Annotated in this window: 15 protein-coding genes and 1 pseudogene; 5 read left to right on the top strand and 11 right to left on the bottom strand. The window is 44.8% G+C overall.

Going from position 1 to position 16,999, the window contains the following annotated elements:
* Positions 1 to 214: 214 nt before the first annotated feature.
* On the bottom strand, positions 215 to 394 hold the full coding sequence (locus AB6E08_RS19795) for a hypothetical protein (protein WP_029225597.1): 180 nt from the start codon (positions 392 to 394) through the stop codon (positions 215 to 217).
* A gap of 251 nt (positions 395 to 645) precedes the next feature.
* Between AB6E08_RS19795 and zur the strand changes: the two genes are divergently transcribed.
* Both zur and AB6E08_RS19785 read left to right on the top strand, forming a co-directional pair.
* A complete protein-coding gene (gene zur, locus AB6E08_RS19790; protein WP_012603115.1) occupies positions 646 to 1,101 on the top strand; it encodes a zinc uptake transcriptional repressor Zur in 456 nt (151 codons plus the stop codon).
* 17 nt (positions 1,102 to 1,118) lie between these two features.
* Positions 1,119 to 1,580 carry a chemotaxis protein CheX gene (locus tag AB6E08_RS19785; RefSeq protein ID WP_009847897.1) on the top strand — a complete coding sequence of 154 codons (462 nt, stop codon included), beginning with the start codon at positions 1,119 to 1,121 and terminating at the stop codon, positions 1,578 to 1,580.
* A 138-nt stretch (positions 1,581 to 1,718) separates the two neighbouring features.
* Here AB6E08_RS19785 and pgi read toward each other — a convergent pair whose 3' ends face one another.
* On the bottom strand, positions 1,719 to 3,371 hold the full coding sequence (pgi, locus tag AB6E08_RS19780) for a glucose-6-phosphate isomerase (RefSeq protein WP_009847896.1): 1,653 nt from the start codon (positions 3,369 to 3,371) through the stop codon (positions 1,719 to 1,721).
* Between the two features lie 326 nt (positions 3,372 to 3,697).
* Here pgi and AB6E08_RS19775 point away from each other — a divergent pair, with 326 nt between their 5' ends.
* Complete coding sequence (locus AB6E08_RS19775; RefSeq protein WP_017101851.1) at positions 3,698 to 4,117, top strand: secondary thiamine-phosphate synthase enzyme YjbQ; 420 nt, start codon at positions 3,698 to 3,700, stop codon at positions 4,115 to 4,117.
* 118 nt (positions 4,118 to 4,235) lie between these two features.
* Here the strand turns inward: AB6E08_RS19775 and AB6E08_RS19770 are convergent, their stop codons facing one another.
* From AB6E08_RS19770 to AB6E08_RS19760, 3 genes are read right to left on the bottom strand one after another with little or no spacing between them, the layout of a single operon-like run.
* Entirely contained in the window at positions 4,236 to 5,441 is a 1,206-nt protein-coding gene (locus tag AB6E08_RS19770) for a BamA/TamA family outer membrane protein (protein ID WP_032499458.1), read from the bottom strand.
* A 50-nt stretch (positions 5,442 to 5,491) separates the two neighbouring features.
* The gene (gene alr / locus AB6E08_RS19765; RefSeq protein ID WP_017097257.1) at positions 5,492 to 6,577 is read right to left on the bottom strand and encodes an alanine racemase; all 1,086 of its coding nucleotides are present in this window, start codon (positions 6,575 to 6,577) and stop codon (positions 5,492 to 5,494) included.
* A gap of 6 nt (positions 6,578 to 6,583) precedes the next feature.
* On the bottom strand, positions 6,584 to 7,975 hold the full coding sequence (locus AB6E08_RS19760) for a replicative DNA helicase (RefSeq protein ID WP_009847892.1): 1,392 nt from the start codon (positions 7,973 to 7,975) through the stop codon (positions 6,584 to 6,586).
* Positions 7,976 to 8,150: 175 nt separating this feature from the next.
* Between AB6E08_RS19760 and AB6E08_RS19755 the strand changes: the two genes are divergently transcribed.
* Positions 8,151 to 9,035 (top strand): DUF481 domain-containing protein, encoded by an 885-nt coding sequence (locus tag AB6E08_RS19755; RefSeq protein ID WP_029225598.1) that lies wholly within the window; start codon positions 8,151 to 8,153, stop codon positions 9,033 to 9,035.
* Positions 9,036 to 9,235: 200 nt separating this feature from the next.
* On the opposite strand, the gene rplI is transcribed toward AB6E08_RS19755, so the two are convergent.
* The 5 genes from rplI to rnr all read right to left on the bottom strand — a co-directional run bounded on the left by rplI (position 9,236) and on the right by rnr (position 14,260).
* Entirely contained in the window at positions 9,236 to 9,688 is a 453-nt protein-coding gene (gene rplI / locus AB6E08_RS19750) for a 50S ribosomal protein L9 (RefSeq protein ID WP_009847890.1), read from the bottom strand.
* Between the two features lie 38 nt (positions 9,689 to 9,726).
* Positions 9,727 to 9,954: a 30S ribosomal protein S18 gene (rpsR, locus tag AB6E08_RS19745; protein WP_000090472.1), complete on the bottom strand. Its 228-nt coding sequence runs from the start codon at positions 9,952 to 9,954 to the stop codon at positions 9,727 to 9,729.
* A 132-nt stretch (positions 9,955 to 10,086) separates the two neighbouring features.
* Positions 10,087 to 10,500, bottom strand: a complete 414-nt coding sequence (gene rpsF, locus AB6E08_RS19740) for a 30S ribosomal protein S6 (protein ID WP_004735855.1) — start codon at positions 10,498 to 10,500, stop codon at positions 10,087 to 10,089.
* Positions 10,501 to 10,858: 358 nt separating this feature from the next.
* Positions 10,859 to 11,599, bottom strand: a complete 741-nt coding sequence (gene rlmB / locus AB6E08_RS19735; RefSeq protein WP_009847889.1) for a 23S rRNA (guanosine(2251)-2'-O)-methyltransferase RlmB — start codon at positions 11,597 to 11,599, stop codon at positions 10,859 to 10,861.
* Between the two features lie 159 nt (positions 11,600 to 11,758).
* Positions 11,759 to 14,260, bottom strand: a complete 2,502-nt coding sequence (gene rnr, locus AB6E08_RS19730; protein WP_017101853.1) for a ribonuclease R — start codon at positions 14,258 to 14,260, stop codon at positions 11,759 to 11,761.
* A 249-nt stretch (positions 14,261 to 14,509) separates the two neighbouring features.
* On the opposite strand from rnr, the pseudogene AB6E08_RS19725 reads away from it, so the two are divergent.
* A pseudogene (locus tag AB6E08_RS19725) lies at positions 14,510 to 15,919 on the top strand (amidohydrolase).
* Positions 15,920 to 16,073: 154 nt separating this feature from the next.
* On the opposite strand, the gene motX reads toward AB6E08_RS19725, so the two are convergent.
* On the bottom strand, positions 16,074 to 16,709 hold the full coding sequence (motX, locus tag AB6E08_RS19720; RefSeq protein ID WP_009847886.1) for a flagellar protein MotX: 636 nt from the start codon (positions 16,707 to 16,709) through the stop codon (positions 16,074 to 16,076).
* Positions 16,710 to 16,999: the final 290 nt, after the last annotated feature.

The following is a 16,999-nucleotide window of genomic DNA, read 5'->3' as shown; positions in this document are numbered from 1 at the left end:
ACAGCTCGGAAGGATCCTTCAACCGATCACTTTGGCTTTAACTGATCGGCATTACCCTTTTCAGGGGCTTTTTTGTTCTAGATACGTCAAACGCTCATCCATCTTTTCCATCATTAAGCGCAGCCACTTAACATCGGTTTTAAGTGTAATACCTCCCCCACCTCACTAGACAAGGCACTAACAACGGCAACAATTATTGTTTGATACTCTGCCATTACTTAAACTCATTGCGTAGGGTTTCCCATAGGCCAAATACTATTGGAGCACTTGCGCCAATAATGCCACCGAATTGAACACCGTCTGCCGATACGCTCGCGGTGATAACTTCAGGGTGACCAGCTGCCAAAACCGCTCCTGCGCCAGATAACACTAAACCCTTTTTAGCCGATGACAGGCCAATGTCGATTGAGAACTCTCGCTCAATAAGCACATTGTTGCACTTGATGTTTTCAAACTCATTCACCAGATCTCTAATTCAGCTTGATTAATCAGTTATGCCTTGAGTCACACTGTCGTTTTGAGTTACCTTGTCTTATTCAAAGTCGTAGGTCACAATACGCTCTGTACCTGACTTTAATAAAATCAATGTCTCCTCAAACAAGGTTACCTAGCAATAGGGGCTAAATGGGGATGTTTGATTGAACGGTGAAAAATTTGGACCACACATTAATAGAGCAAGTTGAAGGGATATGCGTATCGCGAGGTGTTAGGCTAACACCCCAAAGAAAGCGAGTGTTTGAGCTTATCCTATCTAATAAAAAAGCCTCCAGTGCTTATGAATTATTAGAGCAATTGAAAGTCAGTGAACCGCAAGCCAAGCCTCCTACAGTTTATCGCGCTTTGGATTTTTTGTTAGAGCAAGGGTTCATTCACCGAGTTGAGTCAACGAATAGCTTTATATGCTGCTGCTCTTGCAATGCCAACACGCATTTTTCCCAATTACTGATCTGCGATAAATGTGGCACTGTGATAGAATTACAAGACGATGCGCTTGTCGCCCTACTCGCGAGTAACGCCGAGCAGCATGGATTCAAGTTGACCAACCATGTCATTGAATCACATGGCATTTGCCAAACTTGCTCCTCCGAAATGAAAGAATAAGATTATAGAAGAACATTATGCGCGCTGAATTTGTAAACCCGTTTTTAGCTTCTTTGATGAACGTACTAAAAACGATGGCATCTCTAGAATTAAAGCCTCAGAAACCAAGAGTGAAGAAAGATGAAATCGCTCGTGGTGATGTGTCCGGCCTAATTGGTATGGTTGGTACACAGTCTCGTGGCTCAATGTCGATCACCTTTGATGAAGGGCTTGCTCTAGAAATCATGGAAAACATGCTAGGTGAACGACCAAACGGTTTGAACGAAGAAGTGACCGACATGGTGGGTGAAATCACTAACATGGTAACCGGTGGCGCAAAGCGTATTCTTGCAGAAAGCGGCTTTGACTTCGATATGGCAACGCCAATCGTGGTTTCAGGTAAAGGCCATACTATTCGTCACAAGTGTGAAGGCGCAATCATCATCATGCCTTTCTCATCTCAGTGGGGTAATGCTTTCATCGAGATCTGTTTCGAATAGAGACAATCGACTAAATAAAAAGCGAAAGGCTGACGTACATACGTCAGCCTTTTTTTATTGCCGTAAATCAACGGACATAAAAAACGCCAACCGAAAGGTTGGCGTTTACAATTATTACTTGGTGTTACTTAAACAGTCTTAAGCTTTCAGCGCTTTAAATGCGTTGATTAGACCGTTAGTAGAGCTGTCGTGAGACGTTACTTGTGCATCGTCTGCAAGCTCTGGAAGAATTTGGTTTGCTAGTTGCTTACCAAGCTCTACGCCCCATTGGTCGAAGCTGAAGATGTTCCAGATAACGCCTTGAACGAAGATCTTGTGCTCGTACATCGCGATTAGGTTACCTAAAGAGCGAGGGTTGATTTGCTTAACAAGAATAGAGTTCGTTGGGCGGTTACCTTCAAATACTTTGAAAGGTACTAGCTCAGCAACTTCTTCAGCTGTTTTGCCAGCCGCTAGGAATTCAGCTTCTACTGTCTCTTTTGTCTTACCGAAAGCTAGCGCTTCAGTTTGAGCAAAGAAGTTAGACATTAGCTTCTGGTGGTGATCAGATGCTGGGTTGTGGCTGATAGCCGGAGCAATGAAGTCTGATGGGATCAGCTTAGTGCCTTGGTGAATCAGTTGGTAGAACGCGTGCTGACCGTTTGTACCAGGTTCACCCCAGATGATAGGGCCTGTTTGGTATTCTACTGGGTTACCTTCACGGTCAACGAATTTACCGTTAGATTCCATATTACCTTGCTGGAAGTAAGCAGCAAAACGGTGCATGTATTGATCGTAAGGTAGGATTGCTTCTGACTCAGCGCCGTGGAAGTTGTTGTACCAAACACCAATTAACGCAAGGATCACTGGAATGTTGCTTTCAAATTCCGTTGAAGCAAAGTGGTTATCCATCTCATGTGCGCCATCGAGTAGCTCAGCGAAGTTATCGAAGCCGATAGATAGTGAGATAGAAAGACCGATCGCTGACCATAGTGAGTAACGACCGCCTACCCAATCCCAGAATTCGAACATGTTGTCAGTATCAATACCAAACTCAGCAACTGAAGCCGCGTTTGTTGATAGTGCTGCGAAGTGCTTAGCAACATGTGCTGAGTCGCCTGCTTCAGCCAAGAACCAATCACGCGCAGAGTGTGCGTTCGTCATTGTTTCTTGAGTGGTAAATGTCTTAGATGCCACTAGGAAAAGTGTTGTTTCTGGGTTAAGAGGCTTAAGTGTCTCAACGATGTGAGTGCCGTCTACGTTAGAAACAAAGTGCATGTTTAGGCGAGTTTTGTATGGCGTAAGTGCTTCAGTTACCATGTATGGACCAAGGTCTGAACCGCCGATACCGATGTTGACGACATCAGTGATCTCTTTACCTGTGTAACCTTTCCACTCACCAGAAACGATACGGTGTGTGAACAGTTCCATTTTTGCTAGTACTGCATTCACTGCTGGCATTACGTCTTTGCCATCAACCATTACTGGCTTGTCGCTACGGTTACGTAACGCAGTGTGGAGAACTGAACGACCTTCAGTCTTGTTGATTGCATCACCGCCGAACATTGCTTCGATTGCAGACTTAACTTCAGTCTCGTTCGCAAGAGCAAATAGGTGCTGCATAGTTTCAGCGTCGATAAGGTTCTTAGAGTAATCCACTAAGATGTCTGAACCGAAACGAGTAGAAAAGCTCTCGAAACGCTTTGCATCTTGAGCAAATAGCTCTTTCATATCCATATCTTGAGCAGACTCAAAATGTGCAGTTAGAGCTTTCCACGCTTGTGTTTGCGTTGGGTTGATATTTTTCAACATGGTATCTATCCCGATGTTACTGTAGGTTTTATTCTAGACGTCACCAAAGTGATGAATAGAACCCCCGATTAGGCGAAAGTTTATATTTTTCTATGATGACCAAATCGCATCACCACTGAAAGATTCTTTGTAATTTTTTTTCACGACGTATTATGCCGCATATGAAGAGCGGTACCTTGAGATAAATCAGAATTAGATTTCCTGATAGCAGAATCGGTACTGACTCTAGCGCTCACATCATTAAATGTGAGCGAAACCTGATAAATTCAAGTTCAAAAGATAGCGTTAAACCACTTTTTTTCCAAATACATTATAGAGGATGGCGTATGTGGATTCAGAAGACGATACACCTACACGTACAAAAACGTGGATTTCATCTCATCACTGATGAAATTGAACAACAGATATCCGATATCCATTCACTGTCTGTTGGTTTATTACATCTATTCATTCAGCATACTTCTGCTAGCCTTACGCTAAATGAGAACGCAGACCCTACTGTTCGCACCGATATGGAATCACACTTTAATAAGTTTGTGCCCGAACGAGCCCCCTACTACAAGCACACCTACGAAGGTGATGATGATATGCCCGCTCACATTAAAGCATCGACACTTGGCACCAGTGTGACAATTCCGATTACCAATGGTCGTTTAGCTTTGGGGACATGGCAGGGCATTTACTTAGGTGAACACCGAGATTGTGGTGGAAGCCGTACCGTTATTGCGACCATTCAAGGTGAGTAACGTTAAGTATCAACAGTGAAATACCGCTTAACAAACATAATGGTAGAAAACAAAAAGGGTGACACAGTTATGTGTCACCCTTTAAAAATATAAGAGAGTCGAGTTGGTAAAACCAGAATTAGAAAGGCTGGTTTATCATAACCCTAAAGGTCCCTTCATCACCGCCTCGCGCTAATTCAGCACGTACAACAATGCCTTCAACCTGGAAACGAACTGCCCCGCCTAGGCTCCATTTCATGTCTGTGTGCAGTGTTTTGATATCGTACTCATCAGCAACACGGCCGACTTCAGCAAACGCCACCCACTGCCACCAAGGCAAATCGTAGTAGTTAATCAGTGGGATATCGCCCAGTGGTTGCCAATCAGGAAGCACTCGATATTCCGCAGAGTAGTGAATAGCAGAACGACCGTGGTAACGGCCTCCGGTATAACCTCTTAAGCGATATAAGCCACCGAGTCGAGCTTGTTCTGTTTCGGGTGGACGAGCACAATCTTGCCCTGAACAGTTGCCCCACGTAGGTGTGTCAGCGGTATAGACATCAAATGCCACGACTTGTTGGTCGAACAAGTTCCCCAAAGGACCCAATGCAAAATACTGACTGTTTTGGAATGTCCACTTCAGCCATAAGTCATCGTTAGACCAACTTTCAGCGCCGGTAGTAAACTCAAGATTGGTATGAGACCCCTTGGTTGGGTTGCGTGTGCTATCACGGTTATCCCAATCAAACGCCAAACTAAAACCTGTCGCCTGTTCGCTATTGTTTAAGCCTTCTAGCTCACGAGCCGTATAGAAAGGCGTAAAGACAATCGAACTGACACCAGACTCTAATGGGGAAGCAAAGCTCACATCTTTGATAGGTTGGAAAGCCCCTAGCAAGCCATGCTCTGCAACATTGCCCCAAGGCAGCAGATACTTAAACTCAACCTGATAGTTTTCTTCTAAGCCGTCGGCAATGGTTTTATCATCAATGGATGAATCATTATCGCCTTGAGAGCCAATGTAATACGGGTTTTCGTTAAAGCGAGCTTGGTACATCTGAGTACTGAACAACACGTTCTCAGACAGTGCGAAGTTAAAGGCTGATAAGAAACCGACGTAGCTGTCTTTATCTGAATAAAGCGCCATGCCAAACAGAGCAGCTTGAGGTTGCCAAACACCCTTTGCGACACCAGCAACCCCGAAGGTATTACCCATGGTTTCAGTACTAAAATAGAAAGGAACAAAGGCTGAATCTTTTTCTTCACTCACAGCGGGAGAAGACAAGCTGACACCGAGTAATGCCATTGCAGACATTAACCAGTGTCGAGTCGTTCGTATGAACATCATTTACTTATAGGATCCATAGTTACTTCGCATTAGTTACTTCACATTAGCTACTTCACGTACTCCATCGCAACACGCGAAGTCAGCTTGGTGACCAGCTCGTAAGCGATAGTGCCGATATGTTCTGCGACTTCTTCTGAAGGTAAATCTTTACCCCATAATGTTGCTTCATCACCGACTTTATCTGCCGCATCAGGGCCAAGGTCAACCGTTAGCATATCCATTGATACACGTCCGGCGATCGGTACTTTTCGGCCGTTAACGAACACTGGAGTGCCGTTAGGAGCAGTGCGAGGATAACCATCACCATAACCTATCGCGATCACACCAACCTTGGTATCTCGCTCACTGGTCCAGTTACCGCCATAACCCACACTTTCACCCGCTTTAACATCACGAACCGCTATCAAGTGCGAGGTCAAAGTCATTACAGGATAAAAGCCAAGATCTTGCGCTGATTTATCAGCAAAAGGAGAAACACCGTAAGAGATAATTCCCGGTCGAACCCAATCAAGATGGCTGTCTGGCCAAGCTAATAGACCCGCTGAAGCAGCAAGTGAACGCTCACCTTCACAACCGTCGGTGAGCGATAAGAAAAGCTCGGTCTGTTCAACGGTGGTTGCTCTATCAAGTTCATCAGCACAACCGAAGTGGCTCATGTAGCGCAGAGGTTTAGCGACATTCGCACATTGATGTAAGCGCTCAACAAAGTTTTGGTATTGCTCAGGACGAGCACCTAGGCGATGCATACCACTGTCGACTTTTAGCCAAACCACAACAGGTGTTTCCAACTCTGCATTCTCTAGCGCGCTTAATTGCTCTTCGCAATGCACGACTGTTTGGATGTTATTGGTCACCAAGATTGGCAAATCACCCGAAGAATAAAACCCTTCTAGCAACAAAATAGGTTTAACAATGCCACCAGCACGAAGCTGTAATGCTTCTTCAATACGCGCCACACCAAAAGCATCAGAGCTTTTTGAATGCTTGGCAATATGCAGTAAGCCATGTCCGTAGCCATTGGCTTTCACAACAGACATTACCTTGCAATGAGGAGCCTTCGACTTTATCTGGTTCAGGTTATGTTCAAGCGCGTTTAAGTCAATACTCGCCGTCGCTGCTTTCATGTAAGTCATTAGTGATTACTCATCATCAAATGCAGGACCTGCATAGTTATCAAATCGGGAGTGTTGACCTTGGAATGTAAGACGAACCGAACCGATCGGACCGTTACGTTGCTTACCAAGGATGATCTCAGCGATGCCTTTCAATGAACTATCGGGGTTATAAACCTCATCACGATAGATAAACATGATTAAGTCGGCATCTTGCTCGATCGAACCTGATTCACGCAAATCCGAGTTTACTGGGCGCTTATCAGCACGTTGCTCTAGGGAACGGTTAAGCTGAGAAAGTGCCACAACTGGTACGTTGAGTTCTTTTGCTAGTGCTTTCAATGAGCGAGAAATCTCGGCGATCTCTAGAGTACGGTTATCAGATAACGAAGGTACACGCATTAATTGAAGGTAATCTATCATGATCATAGAGATACCATCATGCTCACGAGCAATTCGTCGAGCTCGAGAACGTACTTCTGTTGGCGTTAGACCCGAGCTGTCATCGATATACATATTCTTCTTATCCATCAGAATACCCATACTCGACGAGATACGAGCCCAATCTTCATCGTCTAACTGACCGGTACGAATCTTGGTTTGGTCTACGCGAGAAAGTGATGCAAGCATACGCATCATCAGCTGTTCAGCTGGCATCTCTAGCGAGAAGATTAACACTGGCTTGTCTTGCTTCATCGCTGCGTTTTCACATAGGTTCATCGCAAACGTGGTTTTACCCATCGATGGACGCGCAGCAACAATGATTAAGTCAGAACCCTGAAGGCCTGCCGTTTTCTTATTGAGGTCGTTGAAACCCGTATCGACACCTGTCACACCATCTTGTGGCGATTTATATAAGATTTCGATACGTTCTAGCGTCTTCTCTAGAATGCTATCAACGTTTTGTGGACCTTCATTTTCACTTGCTCGGCCTTCGGCAATCGCGAAAACTTTACTCTCAGCAAGATCAACAAGTTCTTCCGATGTACGACCTTGAGGGTCATAACCAGAATCCGCAATTTCATTTGCCACACCAATCAGGCTACGCACCAATGCACGTTGTGCCACGATATCTGCATAGGCATTGATGTTTGCCGCACTTGGCGTATTTTTCGCTAGGTCAGCAAGGTAAGCAAAGCCACCCACTTCTTCAAGTTGCTCACGCAGCTCTAAATGTTCAGAGAGTGTAATAAGATCCAGAGGAGAGCTTTCTTCAAGGATATCCTTTACCGCTTCAAAGATCAGACGGTGAGGACGGCTATAAAAGTCTTTGGCCACAACCTTTTCGGCCACCGTATCCCAGCGTTCGTTATCCAATAACAAACCGCCAATAACAGATTGCTCAGCTTCTAATGAATGTGGCGGGACCTTGATGGCGTCCACCTGATCGTTGGCTGATTTCTGACTTTTGGTATCCACTATGACTACACTCAATAACTAATAATGATCGTTCATTATACCCAAGAACATCCGTTTGTAATCCGATCCTATGAGTTTGTTTTATTCTTCAGCAAGAATTTACCTATTGCTGACGGAATTAACCAAAGGTAGCATTACGATCCTTCCATTCATTCACTGTATAACTGAGGTATGCGTGTCCAAATTATTGGCTCTGAGCACTGGTCTTCTAAGCATCGGTCTCCTGAGCACTCCGTCGGCCTTAGCGGATGATGCTAAAGCCTCTGTTGATGCAATCCTCGACTCGATAGTGGTAGCAGAACCTGCTGCTGAGCCGATCGTCGTTGCACCGACACTTGAAGAAAAAGATATGGATATCGCACCGAGTGATACGAGTGACACAGAACTGCCGAACCCACTGAATACTGAAGTCGAATTTGGATATCAGTCGCATACTGGTAATTCTGATTCTCGATCGCTGAATGCACGCCTGAACGGTGAGTACACGGCTGGCCGTCATAGAACCAGTGGCGAATGGAAATACTACAATCTCTACAAAGATGGCGAAGAAGATAAAAGGCAATCGACATATTCTGCTCAGAGTGACTACAAGTTAAGTCCGAAAACCTACCTCTATGGCAGCTTTAAAGGGGTCGATTCACGATACAGTGCTTATTTTAAGGACTACACCGTTTCTAGTGGTCTAGGTTATCAGTTTTCGAATACAGAAGAGTTTGTGTTGGAGGTTGAAGTGGGCCCGGGTTTTCGTTACCAAGAACCGAACCTTGATGAAATAGACGATGATGACATCATCTTCCCAGAGATCGTTGAAGAAGCGATTTTCCGTGGCAATGTAAATACATCATGGCAGGTATTGAAAAATTTGAAGCTCAAAGCCGATGTGACGTTGGTATCCGGCCACAGCAACCTAAAATTTGATACTGAATTAGAAGCCATCAACGATATTACCGACAATATCGCACTGAAGATTGCTCACTCTCGACAGTACCACGACAAGGTACCTGAAGGGTTGAACAAAGAAGATTCCGTACTGTCTGTAAATCTACTTTTTCAATTCTAAATTTGAGAGCGGGTAGAACGATGTATCGATAAAGAACACCCTCGTTTTTTACTATGTAAGCCCCTCCTCTCTAGTGCTTTCTACTCCTGCAATAGTCGCTGTTCCAAAAAGCTTCAAACTCATATTGCAGACATAAAAAAACACCAGCCGAAGCTGGTGTTTAAAACTTTCAAAAGAAAGAATTCGTCTTGGTACTGAAATTACTCAGCTGCAACGATAGCGATTTTCGCAGTAGCAAAAACTTCAGAGTGAAGTTGGATGCTTACTTCGAATTCGCCGATGTTACGTAGAGCGCCTTCAGGTAGGCGTACTTCGCTCTTAGCTACTGCAACACCTGCCGCTGTAATAGCGTCAGCGATGTCACGAGTACCGATAGAACCGAATAGTTTACCTTCGTCACCAGCTTTAGAAGCGATTGTAACGCCTTCTAGAGTGTTAACGCTCTCAGCGCGAGCTTCTGAAGCAGCTAGTTGCTCAGCAACTTTAGCTTCTAGTTCTGCACGACGAGTTTCGAACATAGCAACGTTGTCTTTAGTTGCCATAACTGCTTTACCCTGTGGGATAAGGAAGTTACGAGCGTAACCAGATTTAACGTTTACTTGGTCGCCAAGGCCACCTAGGTTACCGATCTTATCAAGTAGAATAACTTGCATTATCTTAGTCCTCTTAAACTATTATTAACTATTACCGATTACTGATGCTTGTCAGTGTACGGTAGTAGTGCTAGGTAACGAGAACGCTTGATAGCGCGAGCTAGCTGACGTTGGTATTTAGCACTTGTACCAGTGATACGGCTAGGTACAATTTTACCAGCTTCAGTGATGTAGTTTTTTAGAGTTGCTACGTCTTTGTAGTCAATCTCTTGTACGCCTTCTGCAGTAAAACGGCAGAATTTACGACGACGGAAGAAACGAGCCATGGGCTATCTCCTGATCTAAATTTAATAATGCGGTACTCACACGAACTTATAAATAAGTCTAAGCAAATGCTTGTAGTGAGAATACCTAAACGAGTTGAATAAAATTTAATGACCTAAAAGGCCAAAAAAGAATTACTCAGCAGCAGCTTCTGGCTTAGCTTCTTCTTCACGACGTGGTGCACGTTCTTCACGGTCATCACGACGAGGAGCACGCTCTGCACGCTCTTCTTTTTGCTTAAGCATGATAGATTGCTCAGTCACAGCGCCTTTAGTGCGCATGATCATGTTACGTAGAACTGCATCGTTAAAACGGAAAGCAGTTTCTAGCTCGTCCATCACTTCTTGGCCAGCTTCAACGTTCATAAGAACGTAGTGAGCTTTGTGAAGTTTGTTGATTGGGTAAGCCATTTGACGGCGGCCCCAGTCTTCTAGACGGTGGATAGTACCACCAGCTTCAGTGATTGAACCAGTGTAACGCTCGATCATGCCAGCAACTTGCTCGCTTTGATCAGGGTGAACCATGAATACGATTTCATAATGACGCATTTGGTTGCTCCTTACGGATTATTAGCTTCCACGAAAGGCTCGGTCGTCCAAGGGAAGCAAGGAACTAAAGAAAAATGACCGAGTTTTAAGGACGGCAAATATTATAGAAAGAACCCGGTATTGGCAAGCGGTATTTGGCTAATAATGAAACAGTTTTTCTTTCGCCATCTAGCCATCTGATAAACCAATGAGTTCTGCTATAACAGCCTAAAAAGAAACGCTCACCAACAAGAGGCGAGCGTTAATAAATTCATAGACTTAAAGTCGTTTAACTCTTTATATAGCAAGTACCTCTAAACAACATAGAGACACACAACTAAACCAAGCGTGACTGAGTCAAATGTTGCTGAACCTAGGTTTACTGAGCTAAACGTTGGCGTACCGCTTCGAACAGACAGATGCCCGATGCTACTGAAACGTTCAGGCTCGACACGCTACCTGCCATTGGGATCTTAATCAGATCATCACAGGTTTCACGCGTTAGACGACGCATACCGTCACCTTCAGCACCCATAACCACAGCAAGAGGGCCTGTTAACTTCGCTTGGTAGATATCATGCGTTGCTTCACCTGCGGTACCCACAAACCATACACCCTGTTCTTGCAGTGCACGCATTGTTCGAGCGAGGTTGGTTACACGTACTAGAGGAACGGTCTCAGCCGCACCACACGCTACCTTGCTTACCGTTGCTGTTAGCGGCGAAGAGCGGTCTTTCGGTACGATAACAGCAGCAACACCCGCGGCATCCGCATTACGCAGACAAGCACCTAGGTTGTGAGGGTCTGTTACGCCGTCTAGAACCAACAGCAGAGGCTGTTCGTGCTGCGCAAGGATATCGTCTAGGTGAGTTTCATTAAGCTGCTTAGCAGGCTTCACCTTAGCAATAAGACCTTGGTGATTCGCACCTTGTGCTTTTTCATCAAGCGGCTTACGACCCATTTGTTGAATCGATACACCAAATTGCTGCAATTGATTCAGTAATGGAAGCAGGCGATCGTCTTGACGACCTTTCAGTACATACGCTTCAATAAAACGCGCTGGATCTTTTTCTAGTACGGCTTTCACCGCGTGAATACCGTAAATAAATTCGTTACTCATTGTCTCTGGTTACTCTTATTGCTCAGAGGTGAATGTCATCAAACCCGATGCACCCATCTCTGTATTGTTTATTTCGAGAGCATGCATCTTCCGCCTGATACTCTCGCATTTAAATTCGTTAGACGTTTAAGCGCTACTCGTCACTGTAATGACGATAGCTTAAGACTTATCAGCCTTTGGCTTACGGCTTGCTGCGCGCTTTTTCTTCGCACGAGCTTTAGCAGCACCAGTTTTATTCGCTGGCTTTTTCTTCTTAGATGAACTTTCGCTACTTCCATCAGGTCGCTTAGTTGGTTCAACTAAAGGCGTTGCAGGTACACCCGGCTTATTGCTCTTCACCGCTGAACGCTTCTTGCTTTTCGCCTTTTTCATCGCTTCAGCAGCACGCTTCTTGGCTGTTTTACCTTTACCACGCGGCTGACGATCGGTGTCTTCTAAATCAAAGTCGATTTGACGAGTTTCTAAGTTAACCGCAGAAACCTTCACTTTAACCGAATCACCCAAGCGGTAGATATTACCTGAGCTTTCACCCACTAGACGCTGACCAACAGCATCAAATTGGTAGTAGTCATTCGCTAGCGCAGAAATATGTACCAGACCATCGATGTGCAGTTCCGTTAGACGCACAAAGAAACCGAAGCCAGTCACGTTGGCAATCACGCCATCCATCACTTCGCCAACATGGTCTTGCATGTATTCACATTTCAGCCAGTCGTTCACTTCACGCGTAGCATCATCAGCACGACGCTCAGTCATTGAACACTGTTCGCCGTAGAAGTCCATATCATCGAAAGTGTAGTGGTAACCACCGGTTGGCGTCCAACGCTCGCTGTTACGACCTTCTTCTTTCGCAATAAGGTACTTAATTGCACGGTGCAATAGTAAATCTGGGTAACGACGAATTGGCGAGGTAAAGTGAGCATAGCGCTTAAGAGCTAGACCAAAGTGACCCGCGTTGTCCGCGTTGTATACCGCTTGTTTCATTGAGCGCAACAGCATAGTTTGGATTAACTCACGGTCTTCACGTTCGTTAATCTGCTGCATCAGTTGTGCATAGTCTACCGGAGATGGCGACAGGCCACCCTCCAGCGTTAAACCTAGTTCACTTAAGAAGCTCTTGAAGCCCATTAAGCGCTCTTCACCCGGAGTATCGTGAACACGGTATAGAGCCGGCTCTTTCGCTTTTTCTACGTAAGATGCCGATGCGATATTCGCAAGAATCATACATTCTTCGATGATCTTGTGTGCATCGTTGCGGATTACTGGCTCAATACGGTCAATCTTACGATCCGCATTGAAGATAAACTTAGTTTCTACCGTTTCAAATTCAATCGCACCACGTTCGTCACGCGTTTTCTTAAGCACCTTGTACATCTTATGCAGTTCTTCAAGATGTGGTACTTCTGGTTCGTAACGTTCACGTAATTCTTCATTGCCATCTAAGATCGCGCCTACTTTGTTATAAGTAAGACGAGCATGAGAATTCATGACTGCTTCATAGTGCTTGTAGCCTGACAGTTTACCTTTGTCTGAGATAGTCATCTCACACACCATACACAAACGGTCGACTTGAGGGTTCAATGAACACAAACCATTTGAAAGGACTTCTGGCAGCATTGGGACAACTTGTGACGGGAAGTATACCGAGTTACCACGGTTAATCGCTTCTTTGTCTAGCGCTGTCTCTGGGCGAACGTAGTAACTTACGTCAGCAATCGCTACCCACAGGCGCCAGCCGCCGCCTTTCTTCGCTTCACAGTAAACCGCATCATCGAAGTCACGCGCATCTTCACCATCGATAGTAACCAATGGCAATTTACGCAGATCAACACGTCCTTCTTTTGCTTCTTCAGGAACATGCTCACCGAGGTTTACGATTTGCTTATCTACCGCTTCAGGCCACTCTTGTGGGATCTGGTGAGTACGGATCGCGATCTGCGTTTCCATACCCGGAGCCATATTCTCACCAAGAACTTCGGTCACTTTACCCATCATGTTACGAGAACGACCACCACGGTCCGTAATTTCAATCACAACCACATTACCCATTCGAGCACCGCCTTTATGCTCAGTTGGGATCTGGATGTCGTGACTAATACGCGAATCATCAGCAACCACATAAGAATGGCCGTACTCTAGGAAGAAGCGACCAACAAGTGGCGTTTTACGCTCTTCAAGCACACGAACCAAACGGCCTTCACGACGGCCACGCTTACTGTTGTCAGTAGGCTGAACCAATACGTAATCACCGTGCATGATAGTTTTCATCTGATGATGCGGCAGCACGATATCATTGTCTTTACCCACACTGCCGTCTGGGCGTACCCAACCATGACCGTCTTTATGACCAATCACAAAGCCTTTAATCAATTCCATCTTCTCAGGCAATGCGTAACACTGACGACGGGTAAAGATAAGCTGTCCATCACGTTCCATTGCACGTAAACGACGACGCAGCCCTTCATATTGTTCCTCTCCAGCCAAACCCAAAGCTTCGAATAGATCGTTGCGGTTCATAGGAATATTCGCGTCTGTTAGAAACGAAATAATGAACTCACGGCTTGGTACTGGGTTTTCGTAATTTTTCGACTCTCGGTCGGCAAAAGGATCAACAGTGGTTGTCGCTGTCGTGTTTTCTGACATTGGTGTGTTTTTTGACATAGGCGGGCCTGCTTAAGCAAGGAAGGTATATTACCCCTAGTATATCTGATGCTAGAGGTAAGCTACAGATATGCTTTGGAAAAGCCTAAAATAACCTAAGATTGATACATATCTTCACTTTGTGAAACATCACTTCATAGACGCGGACTATCATCAAAATTTCAAGCAAACGATAAAACAAACGTTTGCGCCATGAATGAAATACACTATTATCCACACACTTTAACAACTCCTGTTCTGAGTATTGATATGAAACTAAAACGCACCCTATTGGCTTCAGCGATGGCAAGCCTAGCTCTATTTCCATTTGCTAGTTCAGCAATGGAAAAAGCTGACCTGATGATAACCGATGCCATGGTTCTAACCATGAACCAAGAAAAAACGGTTTAGGAGAGCGGCACTGTTGTGGTCAAAGACAACAAAATCATTGCGGTTGGCGATGCTTCACTAGAGAAGCAGTACCAAGCTAAACAAGTGCTAGACGTTGATGGCGATATCGTAATGCCAGGTCTCATCAATACTCATACTCATGTATCCATGACGGTTTTCCGTTCGTTGGCCGATGATGTGCCTGATCGCTTGCACCGCTACATCTTCCCACTTGAAGCTAAGTTAGTATCTCGCGATATGGATCGTATAGGCGCTAACCTTGGTAACGTTGAAATGGTAAAAGGTGGCGTAACTACTTACGCTGATATGTACTACTTTGAAGACGAAGTCGCTAAAACTGTTGATAAAATTGGTATGCGCGCAGTATTAGGCGAAACAGTAATCAAATTCCCAGTGGCTGATGCGGCCAACGCGGAAGAAGGTATTAAATACGCATTGAACTTCATTGAAGAATATAAAGATCACCCGCGTATTACGCCTGCATTTGCTCCTCACGCCCCTTACACAAACACAACCGAAGTCCTTCAAAAAGTAGCAAAGCTTTCTCTAGAACTTGATGTTCCAGTAATGATTCACTTAGCTGAATCTCATCGTGAAGAAGAAAAAATTGCAAAACGAGCTGAAGGCTTATCTCCGGTTCAATACATGGACAGCATTGGTGCACTAAACAAAAACTTAGTTGGCGCACACATGATCCTAGTAGACGATCATGATATCGAGCTAGTGAAAAAATCAGATATGGGCGTGGCCCATAACATGAGTGCCAACATCAAGTCAGCAAAAGGCGTGTCACCTGCGCTTAAGATGTATGACGAAAATGTACGTATCGGTTTAGGTACTGATGGCCCAATGTCAGGTAACACATTGAGCACCATTGATGAGTTCAACCAAGTCGCTAAGGTTCACAAATTGGTGAATAAGGATCGTGCTGCAATGCCACCGATCAAAGTGATCGACATGGCAACAATGGGCGCAGCAAAAGCACTACACATGGAAGATAAGATCGGTTCTCTTGAAGCAGGCAAACTAGCCGACATCATAGTGATCGACACCAAGGCTCCAAACATGGTTCCTGTGTACAACCCATACTCTGCATTAGTTTACTCAGCTAACTCGGGGAACGTTCGTCACACCATCGTTGATGGCAAGATCATCATGCAAGATCGCGACATGCTAACGGTCGATGAAGATCAGATTCGCCAAGAAGCACTCGATTTCACCAAAGTCGTTCGTAAGACGGTAATTGAATCTGGTGAAGTTGTTCAGTAACGTCATCGAATGAAATAAACGGCTTTCCGTTCAGATCAAAAAAGGCCTCATAGGTATTTACCTATGAGGCCTTTTTATATCAATATCTTTCTAGTTCAAGACAGATGGTTAACGAGTGCAGTCGTTAATCATCAACCTCAATTAATAATTGTAATTACCAGAACACGTCTCGACGTTTTGCTCGAGCGATAATGTTGTCTGGCATTCTCCGCTCCAAACCGCTTCGAAGCACAGTTATACGCTTATGTTGCCTTTGATCCGCAGTCACCGAGTTGTATAACCAGCGATAAGCATCTTCATAATCTAACGGGCTACCGTAATCACGTAGCAAGAGTTCCGCTAAGTGGATACTTGCACTTAAGTTACCCATCGAGGCGGCTTCACGTAAATACGGGATCGCACGCTCTTTGTCTTGCTGCACCAAAGTGCCAAGAGAATAATAACGTCCTAACTGCTCGAGTGCCGCTGGTAAACCTTGATGTGCTGCGTTTTCCATATAGTAAAGACCAAGCTCTACATCTTGCGGAACACACACACCCCAAGCCAGCATATCACCGTATAAAAACTCATAAGAAGGCAAGCTAATACGTGTTGCACGAGCAACGATATCTTCAACTAACTGGCACTTATCAGCTTTCACTCGCTCTAGGTGTTGATTATTCTCAATTAAATTAATCAGTTCAGCTTCTGTATATATTGGAACGGGCTCTCCCACATCAGCCAAATCTGCATGACTCAAGGGTGAGCTCAGCGCCACTATCAATGAAGCTGCTACAATTCGTAGCTTCATACCTGCACTCTATTATCTGTCGTTAAAGCTATCTATTGAGGGCAGCAGACGATTTCTGCACGCACCAAAATAGGGTGAACTTCACTTTCCATGATATCTGTATCGGCAATAACCTTGACGGCTTTAGACAAAACTTGCCGCTAATGGGCAATATTTTGCCATATGGCGTTCAAAAGATCATCACGAACGGCTTCGTTTTCAAATTGCAGGTATTAAAAAGCCGACTTAATAAAGTTAATGCCGTTCGGATAAGCATTATTGCTTGAACCTGAACGGATATTTGGCTGGGA

The organism is Vibrio sp. 10N.247.310.24 (assembly GCF_041467175.1).
Classification (GTDB): Bacteria; Pseudomonadota; Gammaproteobacteria; order Enterobacterales; family Vibrionaceae; genus Vibrio; species Vibrio tasmaniensis_A.
The sequence above is the reverse complement of the archived record's forward strand: the minus strand, read 5'-3'. Positions and strand labels throughout refer to the sequence as shown.